The organism is Natronomonas sp. EA1, from assembly GCF_051195035.1.
GTDB lineage: Archaea > Halobacteriota > Halobacteria > Halobacteriales > Haloarculaceae > JBNTJV01.
Genome location: NZ_JBNTJV010000002.1, coordinates 48,553 through 68,693, shown reverse-complemented (window position 1 = coordinate 68,693; position 20,141 = coordinate 48,553). Strand labels below are relative to the sequence as shown.

General features: G+C 69.2%; 22 protein-coding genes, 1 tRNA gene and 1 other RNA gene. 12 read left to right on the top strand and 12 right to left on the bottom strand.

What is annotated here, in order from left to right; all coding sequences use genetic code 11:
* Positions 1-71 precede the first annotated feature (71 nt).
* The 3 genes from ACQUQR_RS06195 to ACQUQR_RS06185 are packed head-to-tail and all read left to right on the top strand — an operon-like array spanning position 72 to position 2,640.
* The gene (locus ACQUQR_RS06195) at positions 72-944 is read left to right on the top strand and encodes a DUF726 domain-containing protein (protein WP_435195583.1); all 873 of its coding nucleotides are present in this window, start codon (positions 72-74) and stop codon (positions 942-944) included.
* A 39-nt stretch (positions 945-983) separates the two neighbouring features.
* Positions 984-2,330 carry a hypothetical protein gene (locus ACQUQR_RS06190; protein ID WP_435195582.1) on the top strand — a complete coding sequence of 449 codons (1,347 nt, stop codon included), beginning with the start codon at positions 984-986 and terminating at the stop codon, positions 2,328-2,330.
* 43 nt (positions 2,331-2,373) lie between these two features.
* Positions 2,374-2,640 (top strand): HAH_0734 family protein, encoded by a 267-nt coding sequence (locus tag ACQUQR_RS06185; RefSeq protein WP_435195581.1) that lies wholly within the window; start codon positions 2,374-2,376, stop codon positions 2,638-2,640.
* Positions 2,641-2,673: 33 nt separating this feature from the next.
* Here the strand turns inward: ACQUQR_RS06185 and ACQUQR_RS06180 are convergent, their stop codons facing one another.
* Positions 2,674-4,908, bottom strand: a complete 2,235-nt coding sequence (locus tag ACQUQR_RS06180; RefSeq protein WP_435195580.1) for a DUF2298 domain-containing protein — start codon at positions 4,906-4,908, stop codon at positions 2,674-2,676.
* An 84-nt stretch (positions 4,909-4,992) separates the two neighbouring features.
* Between ACQUQR_RS06180 and ACQUQR_RS06175 the strand changes: the two genes are divergently transcribed.
* From ACQUQR_RS06175 to ACQUQR_RS06160, 4 genes are all read left to right on the top strand, one after another.
* Complete coding sequence (locus tag ACQUQR_RS06175; protein WP_435195579.1) at positions 4,993-5,751, top strand: glycosyltransferase; 759 nt, start codon at positions 4,993-4,995, stop codon at positions 5,749-5,751.
* The gene (locus tag ACQUQR_RS06170) at positions 5,748-6,245 is read left to right on the top strand and encodes a GtrA family protein (protein ID WP_435195578.1); all 498 of its coding nucleotides are present in this window, start codon (positions 5,748-5,750) and stop codon (positions 6,243-6,245) included. Before ACQUQR_RS06175 ends, ACQUQR_RS06170 begins: the two co-directional genes overlap by 4 nt.
* A 60-nt stretch (positions 6,246-6,305) precedes the next feature.
* Positions 6,306-6,380, top strand: a tRNA-Met gene (locus ACQUQR_RS06165).
* A 360-nt stretch (positions 6,381-6,740) separates the two neighbouring features.
* The gene (locus ACQUQR_RS06160) at positions 6,741-7,250 is read left to right on the top strand and encodes an HPP family protein (RefSeq protein WP_435195577.1); all 510 of its coding nucleotides are present in this window, start codon (positions 6,741-6,743) and stop codon (positions 7,248-7,250) included.
* On the opposite strand, the gene ACQUQR_RS06155 is transcribed toward ACQUQR_RS06160, so the two are convergent.
* Positions 7,251-8,231: a PLP-dependent cysteine synthase family protein gene (locus tag ACQUQR_RS06155; RefSeq protein ID WP_435195576.1), complete on the bottom strand. Its 981-nt coding sequence runs from the start codon at positions 8,229-8,231 to the stop codon at positions 7,251-7,253.
* Between the two features lie 40 nt (positions 8,232-8,271).
* Complete coding sequence (locus tag ACQUQR_RS06150) at positions 8,272-8,628, bottom strand: DUF5798 family protein (RefSeq protein ID WP_435195575.1); 357 nt, start codon at positions 8,626-8,628, stop codon at positions 8,272-8,274.
* A gap of 88 nt (positions 8,629-8,716) precedes the next feature.
* Between ACQUQR_RS06150 and ACQUQR_RS06145 the strand changes: the two genes are divergently transcribed.
* Complete coding sequence (locus ACQUQR_RS06145) at positions 8,717-9,145, top strand: DUF7548 family protein (protein WP_435195574.1); 429 nt, start codon at positions 8,717-8,719, stop codon at positions 9,143-9,145.
* Here ACQUQR_RS06145 and ACQUQR_RS06140 read toward each other — a convergent pair.
* Together ACQUQR_RS06140 and ffs are read right to left on the bottom strand one after the other, a co-directional pair.
* Complete coding sequence (locus tag ACQUQR_RS06140; RefSeq protein ID WP_435195573.1) at positions 9,142-10,278, bottom strand: acyl-CoA dehydrogenase family protein; 1,137 nt, start codon at positions 10,276-10,278, stop codon at positions 9,142-9,144. The two genes, ACQUQR_RS06145 and ACQUQR_RS06140, sit on opposite strands and share 4 nt — an antisense overlap.
* 455 nt (positions 10,279-10,733) lie before the next feature.
* Positions 10,734-11,045, bottom strand: an RNA gene (gene ffs / locus ACQUQR_RS06135) — signal recognition particle sRNA.
* A gap of 98 nt (positions 11,046-11,143) precedes the next feature.
* Between ffs and ACQUQR_RS06130 the strand changes: the two genes are divergently transcribed.
* The gene (locus tag ACQUQR_RS06130; RefSeq protein ID WP_435195572.1) at positions 11,144-12,919 is read left to right on the top strand and encodes a response regulator; all 1,776 of its coding nucleotides are present in this window, start codon (positions 11,144-11,146) and stop codon (positions 12,917-12,919) included.
* A 39-nt stretch (positions 12,920-12,958) separates the two neighbouring features.
* Here ACQUQR_RS06130 and ACQUQR_RS06125 read toward each other — a convergent pair whose 3' ends face one another.
* The 3 genes from ACQUQR_RS06125 to ACQUQR_RS06115 are packed head-to-tail and all read right to left on the bottom strand — an operon-like array spanning position 12,959 to position 14,430.
* Positions 12,959-13,879, bottom strand: coding sequence for a mechanosensitive ion channel family protein (locus ACQUQR_RS06125; protein ID WP_435195571.1), 921 nt, complete (start codon positions 13,877-13,879; stop codon positions 12,959-12,961).
* Positions 13,876-14,121, bottom strand: coding sequence for a YhbY family RNA-binding protein (locus tag ACQUQR_RS06120; RefSeq protein ID WP_435195570.1), 246 nt, complete (start codon positions 14,119-14,121; stop codon positions 13,876-13,878). The genes ACQUQR_RS06125 and ACQUQR_RS06120 overlap by 4 nt, the downstream gene beginning before the upstream one ends.
* 33 nt (positions 14,122-14,154) lie before the next feature.
* Positions 14,155-14,430, bottom strand: coding sequence for a ribonuclease P protein component 4 (locus tag ACQUQR_RS06115; protein WP_435195569.1), 276 nt, complete (start codon positions 14,428-14,430; stop codon positions 14,155-14,157).
* Between the two features lie 88 nt (positions 14,431-14,518).
* Here ACQUQR_RS06115 and ACQUQR_RS06110 point away from each other — a divergent pair, with 88 nt between their 5' ends.
* Genes ACQUQR_RS06110 through ACQUQR_RS06100 form a run of 3 tightly spaced genes read left to right on the top strand, consistent with a single transcriptional unit; the run spans position 14,519 to position 17,245 of the window.
* Entirely contained in the window at positions 14,519-14,986 is a 468-nt protein-coding gene (locus tag ACQUQR_RS06110) for a GNAT family N-acetyltransferase (RefSeq protein WP_435195568.1), read from the top strand.
* 57 nt (positions 14,987-15,043) lie between these two features.
* Positions 15,044-16,099 carry a glycosyltransferase family 4 protein gene (locus tag ACQUQR_RS06105; protein WP_435195567.1) on the top strand — a complete coding sequence of 352 codons (1,056 nt, stop codon included), beginning with the start codon at positions 15,044-15,046 and terminating at the stop codon, positions 16,097-16,099.
* Positions 16,100-16,150: 51 nt separating this feature from the next.
* Positions 16,151-17,245, top strand: a complete 1,095-nt coding sequence (locus tag ACQUQR_RS06100; RefSeq protein ID WP_435195566.1) for a glycosyltransferase — start codon at positions 16,151-16,153, stop codon at positions 17,243-17,245.
* On the opposite strand, the gene ACQUQR_RS06095 is transcribed toward ACQUQR_RS06100, so the two are convergent.
* The 4 genes from ACQUQR_RS06095 to ACQUQR_RS06080 form a co-directional block, all read right to left on the bottom strand.
* Positions 17,242-17,640: a hypothetical protein gene (locus ACQUQR_RS06095; protein ID WP_435195565.1), complete on the bottom strand. Its 399-nt coding sequence runs from the start codon at positions 17,638-17,640 to the stop codon at positions 17,242-17,244. The genes ACQUQR_RS06100 and ACQUQR_RS06095 overlap by 4 nt on opposite strands.
* Positions 17,641-17,691: 51 nt before the next feature.
* Entirely contained in the window at positions 17,692-18,015 is a 324-nt protein-coding gene (locus ACQUQR_RS06090) for a hypothetical protein (RefSeq protein ID WP_435195564.1), read from the bottom strand.
* Positions 18,012-19,025 carry a DUF7490 domain-containing protein gene (locus tag ACQUQR_RS06085; protein ID WP_435195563.1) on the bottom strand — a complete coding sequence of 338 codons (1,014 nt, stop codon included), beginning with the start codon at positions 19,023-19,025 and terminating at the stop codon, positions 18,012-18,014. Before ACQUQR_RS06085 ends, ACQUQR_RS06090 begins: the two co-directional genes overlap by 4 nt.
* A 75-nt stretch (positions 19,026-19,100) precedes the next feature.
* Positions 19,101-19,856: a DUF2797 domain-containing protein gene (locus ACQUQR_RS06080; RefSeq protein ID WP_435195562.1), complete on the bottom strand. Its 756-nt coding sequence runs from the start codon at positions 19,854-19,856 to the stop codon at positions 19,101-19,103.
* Positions 19,857-20,141: the final 285 nt, after the last annotated feature.

Sequence of the window (20,141 nt, the reverse complement as noted above, 5' to 3'; positions counted from 1 at the left end):
CTCGTCAGAAATATGGCCTGTTCCGGTCGGGTACGTCCGCGGTTCGTACCGGTCGGTGGGCCGCTCCAACCATGTACCGACGACGCTTCCTCAAAGGTAGTCTCGCCGCGACGGGCCTTGCCGCCCTCGCAACCACCTCGGCCAGCGCGGCCACGTACGTCCCGTACGTCTCCACGCGCGGCCACTACGACGACGACGGGACCCTCACCACCGGCCACACCGCCACCGACTACGACACCGTCGGCACCGTCCCTGGCGTCGACGGCGGCTGTGTCTCCGACCTGACCGTCATGGTCCACGGCTGGTGGAAGAAGGGCGACTCTTCCGAGGCCGAAGCCGCCGCGGAGGACAAGTTCGAACAGGCCGACCAGCAGCTCGACGGCAACGGCTACTGGGGCACGGTCATCGGCTTCTCGTGGGACAACGACGTGGACAGCGATGCGGGCGACTACGGCTGGTCCACCGCGAAGGAGGTGGCCGAAAAGAACGGCACGAAGCTCGCGCAGTTCTTCCTCGACTACAAGTACTACTGCGGGGGAACCGTCCGATTCGTCGGCCACTCGCTCGGCGCGCGAGTCATCTTCTCCGCACTCGAAACGCTCGATAACTCCAGCTACTGGGATAACAACGGGTACACGATTCAGTCGGTCCACCTCATCGGCGCGGCCGTGGACAACGAGTACCCGACCACCGAGTACGCGCCCGGCTACTACGGCGTCGCCAACGAGACGGACGCCACCTACAACTACTACTCGCAGGAGGACGACGTGCTGGAGTGGGTGTACAACTCCTACGAGTTCGACCAGGCGCTCGGGGAGACGGGCTACGAATCCGGCAACACGCCCGCCCCGAACTACGCCGACCGCGACGTGACCGCGCAGGTCGGCGATAACCACTCGGGCTACCTCGACAACGTGGCCGACGAGATCGTCGCGGATATGTAGGGTAGAAAGTATTTACCGCGGGCTCGTGAGCCTCTCACCGTGTCCCCCCGCCCGTCTCCCTCCCCCGCCCTCGCGACCCTCCTCACCCTCCTCGTGGTGGCATCCATCGTACCCGCCGCGCTCGCCAGTTCGCCGCCACAGGTCGCCTGTGGAGCCTGTGGTGAGCAGTTCGCCCGCGCCGCGGCGGACGTGGACATCGAGGTGACCGTCCTCGAAAGCACCGCGGACGTTCGGCTCCTCGCGAACGGGACGGCGGCGTGGACGGCCCGCACCCGCGTGACCCCCGAGAGCGCCGCTCGATTGGAGAACGCTACCGTCGGGGTGCACGCGCTCGCCCGCGCGGCCCTCGCGTCGTACCCGAACGGCCCGGCCGAGGACCCCACGGGGCTCGACACTCGACTGGTCGGGAACACGGTGGTCGTCACGTTCACCGACCGGGCCCCGCTGGAGCGTGCCTTCGGCACCACGCGGCTCGAATACTTCGACACCGACGGGGCCGACCGCGGGTTCAGGGTGAACGTCGACCGACTCAGCGTCGTCACCCCCGAGAGAACGCGCGTGACGAACACGCCAGCGGAGTCGGTCGTCGACGGCCGGAACGTGACGTGGTACGGGAACGCCACCGCGTTCTCGGAGACGCACCTCTCCCACGGTGAGGGGCGTATCGTCTTCGCCCCCACCGACCTCCAGAACTCGGCACTTCGGACGACAGCGGCGCTGTGGGCCGACACGCTCCCCATATATCTCGACAACCTCCGGGCGTACGTCCTCCCCACGACGCTCTTGTTCGGTGCCCTCGTCGGGGTGGGGCTCGGGCTCATTCGCGGGACTGACCGTGATCGTGCGTCCGGTCTCGGACGGGGGCTCCTCGCTGTCGGGGTTGCTATCGCGCTCGGCAGTCTCGTGCTCGCCCTCGTGGGGCGGCTGCCGGCCGTCGGTGTCACGATTGCGGGAGCCGTGCTAGTCGCCGTGCTCGGGTGGGTCGCCGCGACTCGCCCCGACCACTACCGCGCGGCGCGACCCGCGGCACGGGTCGGCCTCGTGTCGCTCACTGGTGTCCTCATTGCCGTGATTCCCGTCATCGTCGCGTTCGCGCCCCCGTTCGCCCCGCCGCTCCCGGTGATACTGGGCACACTCTGGCTGCAGCTCCTCCCGGTCGCGCTCGCGCCCGCTGCGGGCGTGCTCGCTTCGCGGTCGCGCGCCCGCTCGTTCGCGCTCGGATGGGCGCTGCTCGTGGGTGCGGTGGCGCTCGCGGCCGCGGCGTTCGTCCCCACCGATTATCGGCCGTTCGGCGCGCTCATCGTGTTCATGCTCATGAGCGCCATTGCGGCGGCGGTCGTCGTCACGTCCCTCGCCGCGGTGGGGGCCGGCCTCGCCCGCGACTGACCCCCTTCGAAGCGCTTAATTGGCGTGTTTCCGAAGCGTGCCTATGAAGCGACTCATCATCCACGGGGACCCTGGCATCCGCAAGGACGCCGTCGTCGAGGTGGACGGCGAGGAGTACGTCTGCTTCGCCGTCACGCGCAACGGTGACTGGCACGGCCCCGACCGCGTCCAGCTCTGGTGTACGGTCGGCAGCGCAGACGAGCGCGAGGACTTCGCCAAGCGCCGGTTCATCCCGATGCACATGGACGTCATCGACGTCGACGAGAGCGAAGTCACCGTCATCAAGGGGAAAGGCGACCTCGCGGTCTGATCGGCTTTCGCTTCCGCTTCCGCTTTCTCTTCCTCAGAGCACCGATTGGTCTACGGCCAGTATCGTCACGTCGCCCGACCGGTGTGCCACCGTGACGGCACTGTGATTCGTGATCGTGATCGCGCTCCCGTAGAGGCTCCGCTCGTTCGGCCCGACGTAGACGTACTCGACCTCGTACGCCGCGAGGAGCCGCGACTGGGCGCTGTCGTTCCCGGTGAAGATCGTCTCCACGTCGGCAACGCGCTGGCGGTAGGTCTCCTGTCCCCGATAGCCGACCTCGTGTGACCAGCCCGCGACGGTGGGGATTCCGGTCATCGTCGAGGGGGCGTTCGCCCACGAGTAGGGCTGGACGGTGTCCGCGGGGTTACACCAGCAGCCGGGGGCGCTGGCGATGTTCGGCTGGCCCGCCCTGTCGTCGAGCCACCGGATGGCCTCGAGTTCCCCGGGGTGCCGGTCGGCGACGTAGGCCGTTCCGTCGAGCGTGGGCTCGTCGGCACTGCCGAACACGCTGTCGCTCTCGATGTGCTGGGGGACGGCGAACGCGGCGTACATCCCCGTGGTGAGGACGAGAACGGCGGTGACCCCGCGGCCTACCGTTCGCCACGTTTCGCTACTGGGGCCGGAGACGCCCCCGACGAGCCGCGCGAGGACGACGCCGAGCGCGGGCGCCCACAGCGCCCACACCTGCGCGTAGGTCTTGAACACGGTGTTGAACCGACCGGGGCCGGCCTCCTCCTGCACGAAGACGAACTCCACGAGGAGGACGATACCCACCCCACCGATGAGCAGCACCGTCTCGAACCCGACCTCGGTGTCGCGCCGGAGGAGATACCAGCCGGCGAGCAACAGCGGGAGGAACAGCCCCACGGCGGGGGCGTCCGCGAGGACGGAGACGACGAGCAGGGCGACGACAGCTCCGAGTACGGTAAGGGGGTTCGTCGCCTCACGGGCGATCCGCCGGCCGGTGTAGAGGCCGAAGGCGAGCAGGAACGCGCCGTGGATGAGGAGCAGCTCCCACAGCGCGGAGCGCTCGGGGAGGAAGCCGAGCGAGCGCCCGCTCGCGGTGCCGAACCAGAACGGGAGCGACCAGCCCACACCGAGGAGGATGACGGGGAGGACGAGCGAGAGGGCGCTCACGCCGCGGAGGAGTTCCTCGCTCACGGCGTGCTCCCCGGACAGTGCCTCGCGGGCGCGTTCGGGCAGGAGCGTGCGGGGGTCCGTAGGGGCGAAGTAGAGGGTGAGCGCCGGCAGCCCGAACGCCGCCGCGGGGAACGACCAGGTGTTGACGAGCGCGAGGAGCCCCGCAACGGGGGGGAGCGCCCCGAAGACGAGCAGCCGGCGTCGCCGAATCTCTTCCTCGGGGGTGCGCCAGTAGGCGTAGAGGAGGGTCGCCGCCAGCAGGAGGAACGGCGTGGACATCATGTGGGCGTGGAGGTCGCCGTTGAGCCACGCGAACAGGGGGAACTCGTTGATGCTCCCGGTGATGATGCGCGTGGGCGTCCAGTAGGAGAACGTCTCCGGCGTCCACTCCAGCATGGGGTTCTCGGGGCCGACGATGCTCCCTGCGAGGCCGTCGGGGAGGAGATAGAGGAGGAACGCGCCGGCGACGTAGAGGTTCCCCGCGAGCCCGACGAAGAAGGCGGTGAGCCCGCCGGCGAGCCGCCGTGGCGCCCCGACATGGGCGGCGACGTTCGACGCGAGGCCGTAGCCCGCGGTGACGTAGGCGGCGTAAAAGCCCGCGAGCGCGAGGTTGTACGCATAGGGGGAGCTGGTGAACGTGAGCGTCGCGAGCAGGGCGCTGAGGAGGTGGCCGCCGTAGTAGTATTTCACGCCGGCACCGGCGAACCACGGGTCCTCGGGAGGGAGGGCCTCCGCCCGGAGGAGGGAGTTCAGGAGGCTGAAGTCGAGGAACTTCTCGCCGGCGTAGGGGTGGATGGCCGGGTCCACGGCCCGGATGGCGACCATGAACAGGAACGCGACGGTGAACACCGCCGCGGGTTCGAGGAAGCCACGGCGGTCGAACTGGGTGTCGCCGACGGCGAAGGAGAGTCCGAGCAGGACGAGGATGCCCGCGAGGAGGGCGAGGAGCCCGAACGAGACCTGCCCGACGAGGTAGCCGACGACCCCGAGGACGGCGAGCCCGATGGGGATCGTGAGGCTCGCACCGCGGTCGTGGAGGCGGGGGAACAGTGCGGCGGCGATGGGGTAGCTGGCCACGCCCAAGAGGAGGTAGGTGGCGAGCCAGCGGACGACGAGACCGTACTCCATTGGTCGGTATGCGACCGCCCCCGAGTAAACCCTTTTTGGAGGGGAGTCGAACACCTTTTACTCCCGCCGCCGATTTCTCCGGCAATGACGCCGTCGCTCGGCATCGTCGTCCCCGCCTTCCACCCGGACACCGAGCGGCTCGCTCGCTTCGTTCGCGCGCTCGACGAGACGCTCTCACCCGCCGTCATCAGGATCGAACTCGACGACGCGGACGCGGCCACCCGCGAGGTCCTCGCCGAGCTCCCGGCCGAGCTCAACGCCATCCCCTACCGCCGGGGGAAGGGCGCGGCCATCACCGCCGGCTTCGAGGCGCTCGACACCGACCGGCTCGCCTTCGCGGACGCGGACGGGGCGACCCCCGCCGACTCCGTCGCCGACGTGGTCGCCGCGCTCGACGGTGCGGACCTCGCCGTGGGGTCGCGCCGGCACCCCGACGCCACGGTGCTCGGCCACCAGACGTTCGCCCGTCGCTATCTGGGCGACGGCTTCGCGTGGCTCGCCCGTCGGCTCCTCGATGTAGACCTCTACGACTACCAGTGCGGTGCGAAGGCGCTCACGCGCGACGCGTGGGGCCGCGTGCGCGAACACCTGTACGAGCCCGGCTTCGCGTGGGACGTGGAGCTCGTCGCGATGGCCGGCGCGCTGGGTCTGCGCGTCGCGGAGGTCCCCGTCACCTGGGAGGACGCCCCCGGCTCGACCGTCTCGCCCGTCTCCACCGCCGTCTCGCTCGCCCGCGCGCTCCTCGCGGCGCGCCACCGCGCGAAACGCCTGAAACGCAGCCGGGTCCACGACGCCCTCGCCGCGACCCGTGAGGAGCCGACCGCCCTCGTCCACCGGAAATGAGCTGGCTCCAGCGTCGGCTCCGCGCGCTCGTCTCGGCCGGGCGGTTCGGCCAGTTCGTTTCTGTTGGGGTCGTCGGTGCCATCTGTGACAACACCATGCTCGTACTCCTCACCGCGACGGGCGCGTCCGCAGTCATCGCGAGCGCGCTCGGCGTCCCGTCCCTCGCCCCCGAGGTGGCGAAGTTCGCGGGCATCGAGACGGCCATCGTCGTCATGTTCCTGCTCAACGACCGCTTCACCTTCGCGGAGCAGGGCGGGGTCGGGATTCCCGCCTTCCTTCGCCGGCTCGCCACGTCGAACGTGGTCCGCGTCGGGGGGATCACGGTGCAGCTCGTGGTCTTCTCCGTGGTGTATCGCGGGCTGACCGAGGGGATTCGGTTCGGGGGCTTCGACGTGGGAATCGTGATGGCCTCTGTCGCGGGTATCGGCGCGGGGATGCTCGTGAACTACATCGCCGAGAGTCTGGTGACGTGGCGGGTCCACGAGTCGAGGTAAGAATTCACAGACGGCGCGGCAATCACAACCCTTAATGGGGTGACCGGATTACGAAGAGACAGCGGGATGGGATAGCCAGGAGATTCCGCCGGGCTCATAACCCGGAGATCGGTAGTTCAAATCTACCTCCCGCTACTTCCTGACGACGACCACTGTCCGAGCGTCGAGCATCGCGAGACGCGAGTCGGTCGTCGTCGAAGTAGCGACGAGGAGATTTGAACCAAGTCGTGGAGCGAAGCGGAACGACTGTGGTTCAAATCTACCTCCCGCTCGTGTCTTCTGACGAAAATTGCCTCTCGAAGCGTCTCGGCTCCGCGGCTCTCCGTGACCGTCGACGTAGCACGGAGTAGTTTGAACCAGACGAGACGCGCAGCGTCTCGGCGAGGTTCGAATCTACCTCCCCATCGACGATTCCGGGACGGCCCCCCCGTGTGCCGTCGTCCCGAACACGGTCGCGACCGTGAGTGGTTTCTACTCCCCGCGAGGAGCGACCGTATGCGCGAGCGTGTCGTCACGGGCCTGTATGCCGGCGTCCTCTTCGTCGTCCTCGGGAGCCTCGCGTGGGCGACGGGGCGGGCGTTCCTCTTCCCCAGTCTGGGGCCGTCGGCGTTCGTCCTGGCGTTCCACACGCGGGAGACGCGCGCGCCGGCGGGGCGGATCGTCGGGGCCCACACCATCGGCGCACTCGCGGGCTTTCTGGCCCACTCGCTTTTCGCGTCGGGGGTCGTCATCACCGGGGCGCTGGCGCCGTTCGACCCCGCGGGGCTCCGGCTGGCGGCGAGCGCCATCGTCTCCATCGTTCTCACGAGCTGGGGGATGCTCGGGACGGAGGCCATCCACGCGCCGGCGTGTGCGACGACGCTCATCGTCTCGCTCGGCCTGCTGTCGACGCCGTCGGAGGTGGGCCTCATCGTCGTGAGTGTCGTGCTCCTCGTGGCGGTCCACACCGGGGCGGTCCGGGCGGCGCGGCGCCGGCCGAACGCGGGGTTCCTGTCGACGCGGTAGCTACCCGGACCACTCCTCGAAGGAGCCGTAGATTCCCTTCGAGAGGTAGCGCTCGCTGGAGTCGGGGAAGATCGTGACGACCGAGTCGTAGGGGGCGTCGATGTCGCCCGAGGCGATGCGCTCGGCGACCGACCGGGCCGCGACGCTCGCGGCTCCCGCAGAGGAGGCGACCAGATGCCCCTCCTCGCGGGCGAGACGCTTCAGCTCCGCATGCGACTCGCGGTCCGGGATCTGGACGATCTCGTCGACCAGCTCGGGGTCGAACAGCTCGTTCGTCGCGGGGTTGTGCGTCCCGATGCCCTCGGTCTTGTAGTCGGCCTCCTCGGCGTGGCCGCCCTTCGTCTGCGCGTAGAGCGAGCCCTCGGGTTCGACGGCCGTGATGTGGGTGTCAGGGTGGTGTTCGCGGGCGTACTTCGCGAGCCCCATGAGCGTCCCCGCCGTGCCGCAGCCGGCGACGACCGCGCCGACCTCCCCATCGAGCGCGTCGTAGATCTCCGGGGCGGTGGTCTCGTAGTGTGCCTCGACGTTGAGGGGGTTCGAGAACTGCTGGGGGACGACGGCCCCGTCGAGCTCCGCGGCGAGTTCGTGGGCGCGGTCGATGGCGCCGCCCATCCCGTCCTCCGTGGGGGTGTTGATGACCTCCGCGCCGAGCGCGCGCATCAGGGTCTGCTTCTCGACGGAGAAGCGCTCGGGGACGACGAACACCGCGTCGATCTCCAGCTGGCCGGCGGCGACGGCGATACCGATGCCCGTGTTCCCGGCGGTGGGCTCGATGACGGTCCCGCCCGCCGCGAGCGTCCCGGATTCGAGCATCCGTTCGAGCATGTACTTCCCGATGCGGTCCTTGATGGACGCACCCGGATTGAACGACTCCAGTTTGGCGTAGACGGGAACTGACTCGGGGGCGGCGTGGACCCGGACCAGCGGCGTCTCACCGATGGTGTCCAGCACCGACTCCAGCGGTTCCCGGTGGGTGGTCATGGGTAGGCAAACATTACCGGTAGTGAAAAATGGGGTGGTCCTACTCCGCGGTGGTGCCGTCGGCGTCGCCGTTCGTGTCCTCGGCCTCCGCGTCGGCGTCGCCGTTCGTGTCCTCGGCCTCCGCGTCGGCGTCGCCGTTCGTGTCCTCCGCTTCGTCGATGGCCGCCTCCGCGAGCACGCGCTCCACGTCGATCCCCTGTTCCGCCGCGAGCGCCTCGAGGAGGACGTTCTGCTCCTCGACGCGGCGTTCGAGCGCCTCGACGGTCTCGTCGGTGTGTTCGACCGTCTCGCGCATCGCCTGGATCTGGTTTCTGACCTCGTTCATCTTCTGATAGAGGTCGTCAGCCATGTCCGCGAGCTTCTGGAGCTTCTGGGCCGCGTTGCCGAGTCCAACCATATGCCCCCTCCAGCGGCCAGCCACCTGTGGCTTGCGCTTCCGTGCGGGTCTCGGCACGATTAAGGGTCGCCCGGCCGGACGCGAACGCATGGACGACGTCCGCTCTGCCCCGACTGCCGGTATCGTCGCCTGCCTCGCGACTCTCCTCGTTCTCGCGCTCCCCTACGTCCTCGTCACGGAGGGGAGCGCGGTCACCGCGTACTACAACGCCGGGGCCATCACCCCGCTCGCCGCGGGGCTGTTCTGTCTCGTCGCCGTCATCGCCTTCGCCGCGGGCCGCGAGGAGCGGTCGGACCCCGCCCTCGTCGCCGGTGCGGGGCTCGTCTTCGGCGCGTTCATCTTCCTCATCTCCCTGTCGTGGGCCGTCACGGTGCCGGCGAGCGTCGCCCTCCAGCTCGGCGAGGCGCAGGGTGTCGTCGCCACCCTGCTGGAGTTCCACCGCTTCCTCCTCGTCCTCGTCGCCGCGGGCGTCCCCGCGAGCGCGGGCTGGTACGCGCGGGCGCTGCGGCTGCTCTAACGCCCGCGGTCGAAGACGGCGTTCGCCAGGCTGTCGCTGTGCCCCTCGTTCGGCCCCCCGGCGAGCGTGAGCAGCCGCGCGTCGCGGAGATACCGCTCCACGTGGTGTTCGGTCGTGTACCCCACCCCCCCGTGGAGCTGCATCGCGTCGTTCGCGTTGTCCACCGCGGCCTGCGTCGCGTGGCGCTTCGCCATCGGGAACGCCCGCGAGACGTCCTCACCGCGGTCCGCCCGGTCGGCGGCACGGAGGGTGAGCAACCGCGCCGTGTCCACCCGCTCGGCCATGTCCGCGACCCGCCAGCGGACCCCCTGAAAGTCGCCGATGCGCTGGTCGAACTGCTCGCGTTCGCTCGTGTAGGCGACGGTGTCCGCCAGCGCGGCGCGGGCGATGCCGACGCCGCGTGCGGGAACGTTGATGCCGGTGTGGAGCTCGCTACGCTGGACGGACGCCTCACCCTCCGCCCCGACCAGCGCCTCCTCGGGGACACGCACACCCGAGAGCGACACCCGCGGTGATTTCACGGGGCGTGCCCCGAGCGTCTCCCAGACGCGCTCGACCTCGAGCTGCTCGGTCGGGACGAGGAACGCGCTGACGTTGTGCGGGGCCGCCTCTTCGGGCCCGGTCGTCGCGTAGACGAGCACCACGTCGGCATCCAGCGCGTTCGTCACCCACTGTTTGTGACCGTCGATGACCCACTCGTCGCCCTCCTTCCTCGCCGTGGTCTCCAGCCGCGACTTGTCGCTTCCGGCGTTTTCCTCGCTCAGCCCCAGCGCCCCGACGGTGTCGAAGGTCGCCATTTCGGGGAGATACCGCTCGCGCTGGGCGTCGGTTCCGAACCGTTCGATGACGGTCGCCACGCCGAGATGCAGCGCGAGTGCGCTGGCGACGGGCATGAGCGCCGCGGAGAGCTCCTCGACGACGAGCGCCAATTCGACCAGCCCCTTTCCCCGACCCCCGTACGACTCGGGGAGGGTGAGGCCGGTCCAGCGCCGGTCGCCGAGGTCGCGCAGAACCTCCTCGGGATACGTTTCGGACTGGTCGAGGTCGATGGCCCGTGGGCGGATCTCTTCCTCGGCGAACGTCCGGGCTTCCTCGCGGAGGGCCTGCTGTTCCGCTGTGAGACTGAATCGCATACCGCCCGGTGGGTGTGTGACCGTAATCAAAACGGGGGTCGCGGTGGCGGTGCCGAGTGGTAGCTGTTGCGGTCGCGGTGCGGGTGCGGTGCTGTTGCGGGCGTGGTGCGGGTGCGGTGCCGTTGCGGTCGCGGTGCGGGTGCGGTGGGGAAGCGGTGGGCCGTCCGCGCGTCCCGTGAGCGCGAGCGAACGGTCGCGCGGGCTCGGGGGAGGGCTGGCCCGTTGCGGTCGCGGTGGCTGTACGGGGCGGTGGCTGTACGGGGCGGTGGCTGTACGGGGCGGTGGCTGTACGGGGCGGTGCTGTGCGGAAAGGCGGACCCGTCGTCGTACCGAGTCAGCGCACTGCGCTGACTCGGGTTTTTTTGGTCCAGATTTTTTAGCCGAGTGGATAGCCGGCTCCGCCGCCACGCGGTGCGCGAAGCGCACCCGAGGCTCAAAAAGGTGGAGGTGGATGAATGTGGACGCCGAGATTGCCTGACCGTTCCGCCACGGGGAGTCCCGCGCGCCGTCTCCACCCCGCGACCCCACGGGCGACAGGTGTCGATGGGTTCGCTGCTCACTTCCGTGCCTGGCGAAGTGCCCACCGTTAACCGCGTCACAGCACGCCTGCACGTGCTGGAACGCGGACCGCTGCCCTCGTGGGACGAGGCTTCTCAGTTGGCTTGCGGGGCCCGAGGTGGTCTGGTCAGACGCCCTCGGTGGTCGGTCCCCCTGATGACCATTCCGGGGTTGACGAGCGGGGCCAAACCGCCCGACCTAGTCCAGACGCCCCTACTCGACTCCTACTTAAGGGCCTTTCGTCTCGCCCGTTCTGTCCCCGGGAACAAGACACTACGCTTATGATTCCGACGGGGCATATCCGTGTATGCTTTCCGTCTCTCCGAGCGAGATGCCCCCGTTCGGGATGGGTCGCGGGGATATCTCCGTGCTCCTCGTGGACGACGAGCCCGATCTGCTGGAGTTGACGGTCGGGTTTCTCGAACGTGAACTCACTGCGGTCGAAACGACGACCTGCACCGACCCGACGGAAGCGCTCGGGCTGTTGCGGACGGGCGCGTACGACTGTGTCGTCTCGGACTACGAGATGCCGGGGCTGACCGGGCTGGAGCTGCTGGATGCGATCCAGGAGGCGGACCTCGAGGTTCCGTTCATCCTCTTTACGGGGAAGGGGTCGGAGGAGATCGCGAGCCAGGCCATCTCGGCGGGGGTCGACGAGTACCTCCAGAAGGGCGGGACGGAGAAGTACGCAGTGCTGGCGAACAAGATCGAGACGCTGGTGAAGAAACACCGCGCGGAGTCGCAGGTCCAGCGGGCGTTCCTCGCCATCGAGTCGGCACAGGAGGGGATCGGCATCATCGACGCCGACGGGGTCTACCAGTACATGAACGAGGCGTACGCCGCCGTCTACAACCGCGAGCGGTCGGAGCTCGTGGGTCGCCACTGGGACGTGCTCTACTCCGCGGAGGAGACGGAACGGTTCTACGAGGACATCCTGCCGGAGCTGGAGGCGACGGGGTCGTGGCGCGGCGTCTCGACCGGTATCACGAAGGAAGGGCGGGAGGTGCCGGAACGGCTGGTGTTGACGCAGATGGCGGACGGCGGCCACGTCTGTATCGTCCAGGACCTCACCGAGGAGGACGAGATGAAAGCGGAGCTGGCGCTCAAAGACCGGGCGCTCGATTCGCTCCCGTTCGGGCTCGCCATCCTCGACGCCACCGCCGAGGGGGTCCCGTTCGTCTACGTGAACACGGGGTTCGAGGAGCTCACGGGCTACGAGGCCGACGCGCTCGTCGGGGCGACCTGGGAGCGGCTGGAGGGTGAGGCGGACGGCGGGACGGTGGCCGAACTGGAGCGGGCGGTGCGGACGGGAGAGACGGTGGCCCGCTCCGTCGCGGTGGCCACCGCGGACGGCACCTCGGTGGACACCGTCCTCGACCTCTCGCCGGTGACCAACGAGACGGGGACGGTGGTGAACGTCGTCGCCGTCCTGCGGCGACGCGGGAGCAAATCGGTGGCCGCGGAGGCCTCACTCGACTGGCTCTCCGGGCTCGCCGGGGTGCTCTCGCACGACCTGAAGACCCCGCTTACGGTCGCCCGCGGGAACGCCGAACTCGCACAGGACCTCGACGACACCTCGCGGCTCGACCCCGTCCACAGCGCGCTCGACCGGCTGGAGGCGCTCATCGACGACCTCTCGAACGTGATGGCACAGGGGAGCCTCGTCGAGGAGCCCCGCCCCGTCGACCTCGCGGCCGCCTTCCGCTCGTGGGGCGACCTCGAGGACGGGAGTTCGATCGAGGTCGTCGACACGAGGCGGGTGCTGGCGGACGAGCGGGCGCTCGACCGCCTCGCGGACAACCTCGTGAAGAACAGTCTCGAACACGGTGGGGAGGGCGTCCGGATGCGCGTCGGCACCCTCCCGGACGGCTTCTACTTCGAGGACACGGGGGCTGGTATCCCCGCGGCCGAGCGCGACCGGGTGTTCAAGCCGGGCGTCTCCTCGAAGTCGAACGGGACGGGCCTCGGGCTGGTGAGCATCAGACAGATCGCGACCGCCCACGGCTGGTCCGTCACGGTGACGGAGAGCGCCGAGGGGGGCGCCCGCTTCGAGTTCACCGGGGTCCGGGAGCCCAGCGAGTAGGGGTCGGTGACGGGAAAACGCAGTCGGTGAGACCGCGCGTTACTGCTCGGGAGCCGTAACCGGGCCGTCGACCTCGACGAACCCGGAGAGGTCGCGCTGCGGGTAGGGGATCTCGATGCCCTCCTCGTCGAAGCGGACCTTGACGTTCTTCACGTACTCCGCGCGCGTGCGGACGAAGTCGGCGCGCGACGGCTGGGCGATCCAGATGCGCGACTGGAGGCCGACGTAGGAGTCGGCGAGTTCGGTGAGGCGAACGGACGGTTCGGGGTCATCGAGGATCTCGTCGTGCTTCTCGGCCTCCTCGATGATGATGTCCGTCGCCGTGTCGATATCGTCGTCGTAGCCGATACCGAAGACGAACTTCAGGCGGAGCTTGTCCTTCGCGACGGGGTTCTTGATGACGCCGTCCGTCAACTGCGAGTTCGGCACGGTGAGCAGCTCGTTGTCGAAGGTGCGGACCCGCGAGACGCGCAGCGAGATGTCCTCCACGATGCCGGCGTTGCCGTCCCACTCGATCCAGTCGCCGATGCGGAACGGCTTGTCCGTGTAGATGAACACGCCCGCGACGAAGTTCTTCAGCACGTCCTGCATGGCGAACCCGATCGCGAGCGTCGCGGCCGCAGCGACGGTGGCGAGCGACTGCAGGAAGTCGCCGAAGCCGGCGGTCCCGAACGCGACGGCGATGGCGACGAACACCACGACGATGCTCGTGAGCTTCCGGATGGGGGTCCGGGCGTGCTCGTCGAGGTCACGCCGCTTCAGATACCGGGTGACGACGGGGAGGACCACCGCCTTCCCGACGGCGTAGATGAGGACGAAGACGACGATGAACACCGCCGCACTGGCGATGGGGTCCGCGAACGCGGGCGGGAGAACCCCCCGCAGGAGCCGGGCGACCGCTCCCGAGGCGCCGGACGGCGGGGCGGGTGTCGACTGGGCGACCGGCAGCAGCCAGCTCATTTGTGGAACACCGCGGTGTGGCCACGCACGTCGATTATCTCGGCGTTCACCTGTTCGGCCAACTCCTCAGCGAGTTCCTCGGTCGAGGTGCCACCGCGGGCGGCACGGAGGAACTTCACCTTCACGAGGTTCTCGTTCTGGAGCTGGTCCTGCAACTCGTCGACGACGGGCGCGATGCCGCTTTTCCCGACCCAGACGGTCACGTCGAGGTCGTGGGCTCGCGCGGCGAGGTCGTTGCTCATGGGCAAGGGGTCACGCCGAGGCGGTTTGAAGCTTTACTTGTAGGGATAGCGAGCGTGATGCCCACACTCACAGGTGATGACGACCTTCCCACCCTGCAGCCGGACGCGGGCGTTCGCCCCCGGACGGAGGTAGGCGTCGCAGGCGTCGCAGGTGAACCGCTTGAACTGCTCGGGCAGCGAGAGCCGGTGGCGTTCGGCGACCCGGCGGGCGCGGCGCACGTACGAGCGGGCGAGGTCGTGGTCGCCGGCAGCCGCGGCTTCCCGGGCGAGGTCGTGGAGCCGGTCGATACGGGTCGCCGCGATGGTCACACCCGGAGTTCGGCGATGGGCGGGAAAGCCGTTCGGATTTCACCCGATTCGGGCATAGGGGTATATGCGGTGCCGGAGTACTCCACGCATGGCAACTGCTGTCCGCGTCCGGCCGTATCGCCCGGGTGACCAGGAGGGGGTGCTGGCGCTCGGTCGGTCGAGCGGCGGGCTCTCCCCCGGTCTCGAAACCGACGCGGCTGACCTCGCGACGGTGAGCGAGACGTATCTGGCGTCGGGGGGCGCGTTCGTCGTCGCGGAAGGCGAAGACGGCCTCGTCGCGATGGGTGGGGTGCTCGCCGACGGCGAGGGGTCGGGCCGCATCCGTCGGCTCCGCGTCGCCGACCCGGACCGGGCGTTCGACCTGGGCCAGGCCGTCCTCCTCGCACTGGAGGGGGCCGCAAGCGAGCGCGACATCGAGCGGCTGGTGGCGGAGTCGCCGGACGGCGCGCCCGCAGCCCCGCTGTACGAGGCGACGGGCTACCTCGTCGAAGGGCGGGAGGAGCGCGAGGATACTCGGTGGCTCACCGTCGAGAAACGGCTCACTCGCCGGGTCTGACCTCGAACCGAGGACGGAATCCGACACGCTTTTTCCTCGTCGCCCGGCCACTCCGGTATGCGCGTCCTGAACTACCTCGAGGTGGAATCGCGGCTCCAGCGCTCGGGCATCGGCACGTCCGTTCGTCACCAGCGAGCCGCCCTCGCCGACACCTCCGTCGAGGTAGTCACCTCCCCGTGGAACGGCTCGCTCCCCGGTGCGACCTACCGGTTCGCCCTCGGCGACCGGTTCTTCCGCGAGTACGACCTCGCCCACTGCAACGTCATCGGCCCCGGTAGCGTCGCCGTCGCCCGGCACGCGAAGCGCAACGACATCCCGCTCGTCCTCCACTCGCACGTCACCCGCGAGGACTTCGGCGAGTCGTTTCGCTTCTCCTCGGAGGTCGCCCCCGCGCTCGGCCGCTACCTGAAGTGGTTCTACTCGCAGGCCGACCTCGTGCTCTGTCCCTCCGAGTACACGAAGGGACTGCTGGAGGCGTACCCGGTGGACGCCCCCATCCGCCAGATCACCAACGGGGTGGACACGAGCCACCTCGAGGGGTTCGAGTCGGTCCGCGAGGAGTACCGGGCGAAATACGACCTCGACGGGATGGTCGTCTTCGCCGTCGGCAACGTCTTCGAGCGGAAGGGGCTCACCCGCTTTTGCGAGCTGGCGCAGGACACCGACTACGAGTTCGCGTGGTTCGGGCCGTACGACACCGGGCCGCAGGCCTCCCCCGAGGTGAACCGCTGGGTCGGCGACCCCCCGGCGAACGTGACGTTCACCGGCTGGGTCGAGGACATCCGCGCGGCGTTCGGCGCGGGCGACGTCTACCTGTTTCCGACGAAAAACGAGAACCAGGGGATCGCCGTCCTCGAGGCGATGGCCTGCGGGAAGGCCGTCGTCCTCTCCGACATCCCCGTCTTCCGGGAGTTCTACGAGGACGGCCACGACTGCCTGATGTGTTCGACCCACGAGGAGTATCTGGAGGCCCTCCACCGACTCGCTGAGAACCCGGACCTCAGGGAGCGACTCGGCGAGAACGCGAAGGCGACGGCCGCGGAACACGGTCTGGACCGGGTGGGTGCGGAACTCCAGGACGCCTACGCGGAGGCGACTCGGCTCGCGGAGTGAGCCGAGCGCGCGAACGAAATCCATTAAGCGCCCTCTCTCGAAGCCGGAGCCATGCTTCCAGCCGTCGCCGCGTTCACGGACACGTATCTGCCGACGGTCAACGGCGTCACCTACACCGTCCAGACGTGGCGCGACCGCTGGGAACGCCGCGGCGGCCGGATGCACGTCGTCTTCCCGGGCTCTCGCGAGTACGACCCCGAACCGCGGGAACACCCCGTGAGGAGTGTGGCCTTCCCCTTCTACGAGGGGTTCCGCGCCGGGATTCCCTCCATCCCGACGGGCGTCGAGGACATCGACATCGTCCACGCGCACACCCCGTTCCTCGTCGGGCTCGCGGGCCGGCGCTACGCCCGGAAACACGACCTCCCGCTCGTCGCGTCGTATCACACCCCCACGGCGGAGTACGCCGACTACATCGCCGACGGCCGGCTCGCGACCCTCGTCGAGCGCGTCGCGGGCGCGTACGAGCGGTGGTACATGAACCGGGTCGACGCGGTGGTCGTCCCGAGCGCTCCCGCCCGCGAGCACCTCCTCGAGTTGGGCGTCGAGACCGACGTTCACGTCGTCCCGAACGGCATCGACACGGAGCGGTTCCGCCCGGTCGACACCGACGCGTTCCGGGAGCGCCACGGCCTCCCGGACGGCCCGCTCGTCGGCTACACCGGCCGCCACGGCTTCGAGAAACAGCTCCACCACGTCCTCGATGCGGCCGAGGGTCTCGACGCCACCGTGGTCTTCGGGGGCGACGGGCCCGCCCGGCAGTCGCTCGAATCGAAGGCTGCCGAGCTGGGCCTCGACGCCCACTTCCTGGGCTTTCTCGACCGCGAGGAGCTCCCCGCCTTCTACTCCGCGCTGGACGTGTTCGCGTTCCCCTCCCCCGTCGAGACGCAGGGACTCGTCGCGCTGGAGGCGAACGCCTGTGGCACCCCCGTCGTCGGCGTCGACTCCGGCGCGCTCTCGGAGACGGTGGTGGACGGTGAGACCGGCTATCACTTCGCGGAAGGGGACACGGAGGGGTTCCGTGCGGGGATACGGCGGGCGCTCGCGAACCGTGATGCACTGAAAGAAAACTGCCTCGCCCGTCGCGAACGGACGAGCGTGGAACACGCGGTCGACGTCCTCGCGGACGTCTACGACTCGGTTTAGTTCTCTAAGGCGTCGCCGATCCGCTCCAGCTCGCGACGGATGTCGTGGAGCTCGTCGCGGACCTTCCGGACCTCACGCACGAGCTCCTCGTCCACCTTCGAGGAGCCGCGCTCCTCGCCGCCGGGCTGGCCGCCGAGGGCGCCGCCGGGGCCGCCGCCGCCCATCATACCGCCCATCATCTGCGCGAAGGGGTTACCGCCGCCCATGCCGCCCGGGCCGCCGGGACCGCCACCGCCCATCATCTCCTCCATGCGCTCCTCGCGGGACATCCCCTCGCCCTCGCCTTCCTCGCGCTCCTCGGCGCGTTTCTTTCGGATCTCCTCGACGCGCTCGCGGAAGGACTTCTCCTCTCCCTCGCTCTCTGCCGACTCCGTCTCGTTGTCGTCGTCTGCCATACCTCCGGCTTGGGTATCGCCCCGGAAAAAACGTGTGGCTTGCGAGACGACTCAGTCCAGCCGTCGGAGGACGCGGGCCGCGCCCCCGACCGCGAGGAGCAGCACGACGAGGTTGAAGCCGGCCCGGAAGAAGGGCCGGAACTCGTGGGTCACCCAGATGCCGATGGCGCGCTCGATGCTGGTGTAGACGCCGACCGCGGCGACGAGCGCGAACAGGACGAACAGCCCGAGCGCCGCGTAGGTGAGATAGCGCTCGAACCGCTCGCGGGTGCTCTCGGTGTCCGCATCGTTGCCGGGTTCGTCGCTGTGCGTCTCGGTTTCGTGGTCGGTCTCGGGGTCTGCCATGGTCGTGTCTCTCGGTTGGTCGTCGCTCATGCGTCCCACCTCCGGACGAGCAGGGCCGCACCGGAAAGCGCCGTGAGTGCCGTGAGCGCGGCGGGGAGGCCGAAGCCGGGTTGGCTGGCCTCGATCGGGGTGCCGGTGGCCTGGGGGGCCTCGGTGGGTCGGCCGCGGTCCCGCTCGAAGTCGCCCACCTCGAGCCCGACGGACTCGCGGGTCTGGTTCACGCTGATGGTCCGTGTCGGGTCGAGGTTCGCGCCGGCGCGGGCCGTCCCGACGATGACGCCGTCCTTCCACAGCACGGCGTCGAGGTAGTAGTTGTAGTCGTCGGGCACGGTGAGCGCGGCGCTCGGGGTGACGGTCCGGCCGGGACGGATCTCCCCGACCGGAATCGAGGCGCGGTCCGCGACGATGCCGGACTCGGCCTGCCGCGCGGTGAGCGTGAGCCGGAGGTCGCCCGCGGGCTCGTCACCCTGATTCGTCAGGTACGCGGAGACGTTCAGCGTGGTGCGGTTTCCGGTCACGTCGGCGATGCGATACTCCACGGAGGGGATGGTGCCGTCGAAGCGGTGGAAGGCGATGGGTGTCTTCGCGTAGTCGGGCTGGAGGCTCCCGACACCGCGGACCTCGGTCCGGGCTTCCTCGCGGCGCTGGCCGTCGACGTAGACGGTCGTCTCGATGCGGTAGCCGCCCTCGCGGGGCACCTCGAGGCTGACGTTCACGGGGCGCTCGCGCTCGGACTCGAGCGTTCCCACCTCGACCGTCTCGGTGGTGGTGACGAGGCCGGTCTGGAGGTCAGTCGCGCGATAGCGGACGGTGACGTTCGTGGCGGTGCCGCCGTGGTGCCGGAGGTAGGTGGTCAACTCGAGGGTCGCCGTCTCCCCGCCCACGTCGCCGGCGGCGACCGTCGTCTCGACGATGTCGATGCGCGCCGGCCGGTCGTGCTGCGTGGGGGAGGCGAGGATGCCGGGGACCAGCGCGCCCGCCACGAGCAACGCCACGACGACGGTGACGGCACCCGCGGCGAGGAGGGACTCGCGGTTCATATCAGCGAATCAGGATATTCGGGAATAAGTCTTCTGTAGGGTCAAAGAGCCGCTAGCCTCACGGCACGCCCGGTCTCATCCCCACGCGCCGAGGCTCGACTGGAGGTCCTGTGTCTCGCCGCCCTCCGTGAGTTCGTACCCCACGAGGTCCCGGAGGTCCACCGCATACGAGGTCCCCTCGCGTTCGAGCACGAGCACGCGCCCCTGCACGCCGGCGACGGTGCCGGCGGCGATGGTCTCGGGGACGGGCTGGCTCGTGAGGTCGAGCCCGTAATCGAACGCGAAGGTGTCGACGGGGTCGAATTGGGTGTAGAAGGCCTCCCAGGCCTCGGCGTCCACCTCGCGGGCGAGCCCCGGGAGCTTGTCCGGCACCCTGACCCGGTCGACGATGTCGTGTTCGGCCGCCAGCTCGGCCTCCAGCTCGCGGGCGATGCGCCCGTCCTTCACGGTCCGGAGGTGGGCCGCGCGCTGGGCACCCTGCTCACGCAGTCGGGTCTCGAGCCGCCACGCGCGGGTGACACCCACCTTCCACAGCGCGGGAGCGAAGGCGGCGAGATAGATGGCGTGCTCCTCGACGCAGTCCATCTCGTCTTTGAGACACGTCCCCGTGCACTTCGCGCAGACCCACACCGACGAGTGCTGGTCGCAGTAGGGCGCCCGGTCGTGTTCGCACGCGCGATGGCCCGCGTCGGTGACGGTGCCCGCACACCGGCGGGAGCCGAGGCTGTACGAGAGCTCCCTCCCGGATTCGAGGGGTTCGTGGGTCACGTCGCCGTCGCTGGCGAGGTAGAGGGCGGGGTCCGGGGCGGCGTCGTAGCCGACGACTTGCACATCCGGGATAGGGCGTAGCGGTAAAAAGACGTGGCGCTCTGATGGTGTTTACTCGTCTGACTCGGATGTCTACTTTCGAGAGTCCTCTCTTGTTGTGCTACGGTAACTGCCAACACTACTTCGAAAGCCCCGACTTGCTTTTTGACTGCAGGAAACGGGTCCACCGACAACAGGTAGAAAGCCCCGACGCGCTGGGGTCGGTGCGCCCGCTGCGCTCCTCAGTCGCTAGCGCTCCCTGCGGTGCTTGTCGGTGCGCGCCTTCCCCCACCGCGTCGCCCCTTTCAA

Bases quoted from the DNA above. Each gene is read 5' to 3' on its own strand.
- ACQUQR_RS06160 (WP_435195577.1), top strand. From the start codon at position 6,741: ATGCGCGAGCGTGTCGTCACGGGCCTGTATGCCGGCGTCCTCTTCGTC.
- ACQUQR_RS06120 (WP_435195570.1), bottom strand. From the start codon at position 14,121: ATGAGCAACGACCTCGCCGCGCGAGCCCACGACCTCGACGTGACCGTC.
- ACQUQR_RS06150 (WP_435195575.1), bottom strand. From the start codon at position 8,628: ATGGTTGGACTCGGCAACGCGGCCCAGAAGCTCCAGAAGCTCGCGGAC.
- ACQUQR_RS06155 (WP_435195576.1), bottom strand. From the start codon at position 8,231: ATGACCACCCACCGGGAACCGCTGGAGTCGGTGCTGGACACCATCGGT.
- ACQUQR_RS06185 (WP_435195581.1), top strand. From the start codon at position 2,374: ATGAAGCGACTCATCATCCACGGGGACCCTGGCATCCGCAAGGACGCC.
- ACQUQR_RS06085 (WP_435195563.1), bottom strand. From the start codon at position 19,025: ATGAACCGCGAGTCCCTCCTCGCCGCGGGTGCCGTCACCGTCGTCGTG.
- ACQUQR_RS06140 (WP_435195573.1), bottom strand. From the start codon at position 10,278: ATGCGATTCAGTCTCACAGCGGAACAGCAGGCCCTCCGCGAGGAAGCC.
- ACQUQR_RS06170 (WP_435195578.1), top strand. From the start codon at position 5,748: ATGAGCTGGCTCCAGCGTCGGCTCCGCGCGCTCGTCTCGGCCGGGCGG.
- ACQUQR_RS06100 (WP_435195566.1), top strand. From the start codon at position 16,151: ATGCTTCCAGCCGTCGCCGCGTTCACGGACACGTATCTGCCGACGGTC.
- ACQUQR_RS06110 (WP_435195568.1), top strand. From the start codon at position 14,519: ATGGCAACTGCTGTCCGCGTCCGGCCGTATCGCCCGGGTGACCAGGAG.
- ACQUQR_RS06095 (WP_435195565.1), bottom strand. From the start codon at position 17,640: ATGGCAGACGACGACAACGAGACGGAGTCGGCAGAGAGCGAGGGAGAG.
- ACQUQR_RS06180 (WP_435195580.1), bottom strand. From the start codon at position 4,908: ATGGAGTACGGTCTCGTCGTCCGCTGGCTCGCCACCTACCTCCTCTTG.
- ACQUQR_RS06195 (WP_435195583.1), top strand. From the start codon at position 72: ATGTACCGACGACGCTTCCTCAAAGGTAGTCTCGCCGCGACGGGCCTT.
- ACQUQR_RS06105 (WP_435195567.1), top strand. From the start codon at position 15,044: ATGCGCGTCCTGAACTACCTCGAGGTGGAATCGCGGCTCCAGCGCTCG.
- ACQUQR_RS06175 (WP_435195579.1), top strand. From the start codon at position 4,993: ATGACGCCGTCGCTCGGCATCGTCGTCCCCGCCTTCCACCCGGACACC.
- ACQUQR_RS06130 (WP_435195572.1), top strand. From the start codon at position 11,144: ATGCTTTCCGTCTCTCCGAGCGAGATGCCCCCGTTCGGGATGGGTCGC.
- ACQUQR_RS06125 (WP_435195571.1), bottom strand. From the start codon at position 13,879: ATGAGCTGGCTGCTGCCGGTCGCCCAGTCGACACCCGCCCCGCCGTCC.
- ACQUQR_RS06145 (WP_435195574.1), top strand. From the start codon at position 8,717: ATGGACGACGTCCGCTCTGCCCCGACTGCCGGTATCGTCGCCTGCCTC.
- ACQUQR_RS06090 (WP_435195564.1), bottom strand. From the start codon at position 18,015: ATGAGCGACGACCAACCGAGAGACACGACCATGGCAGACCCCGAGACC.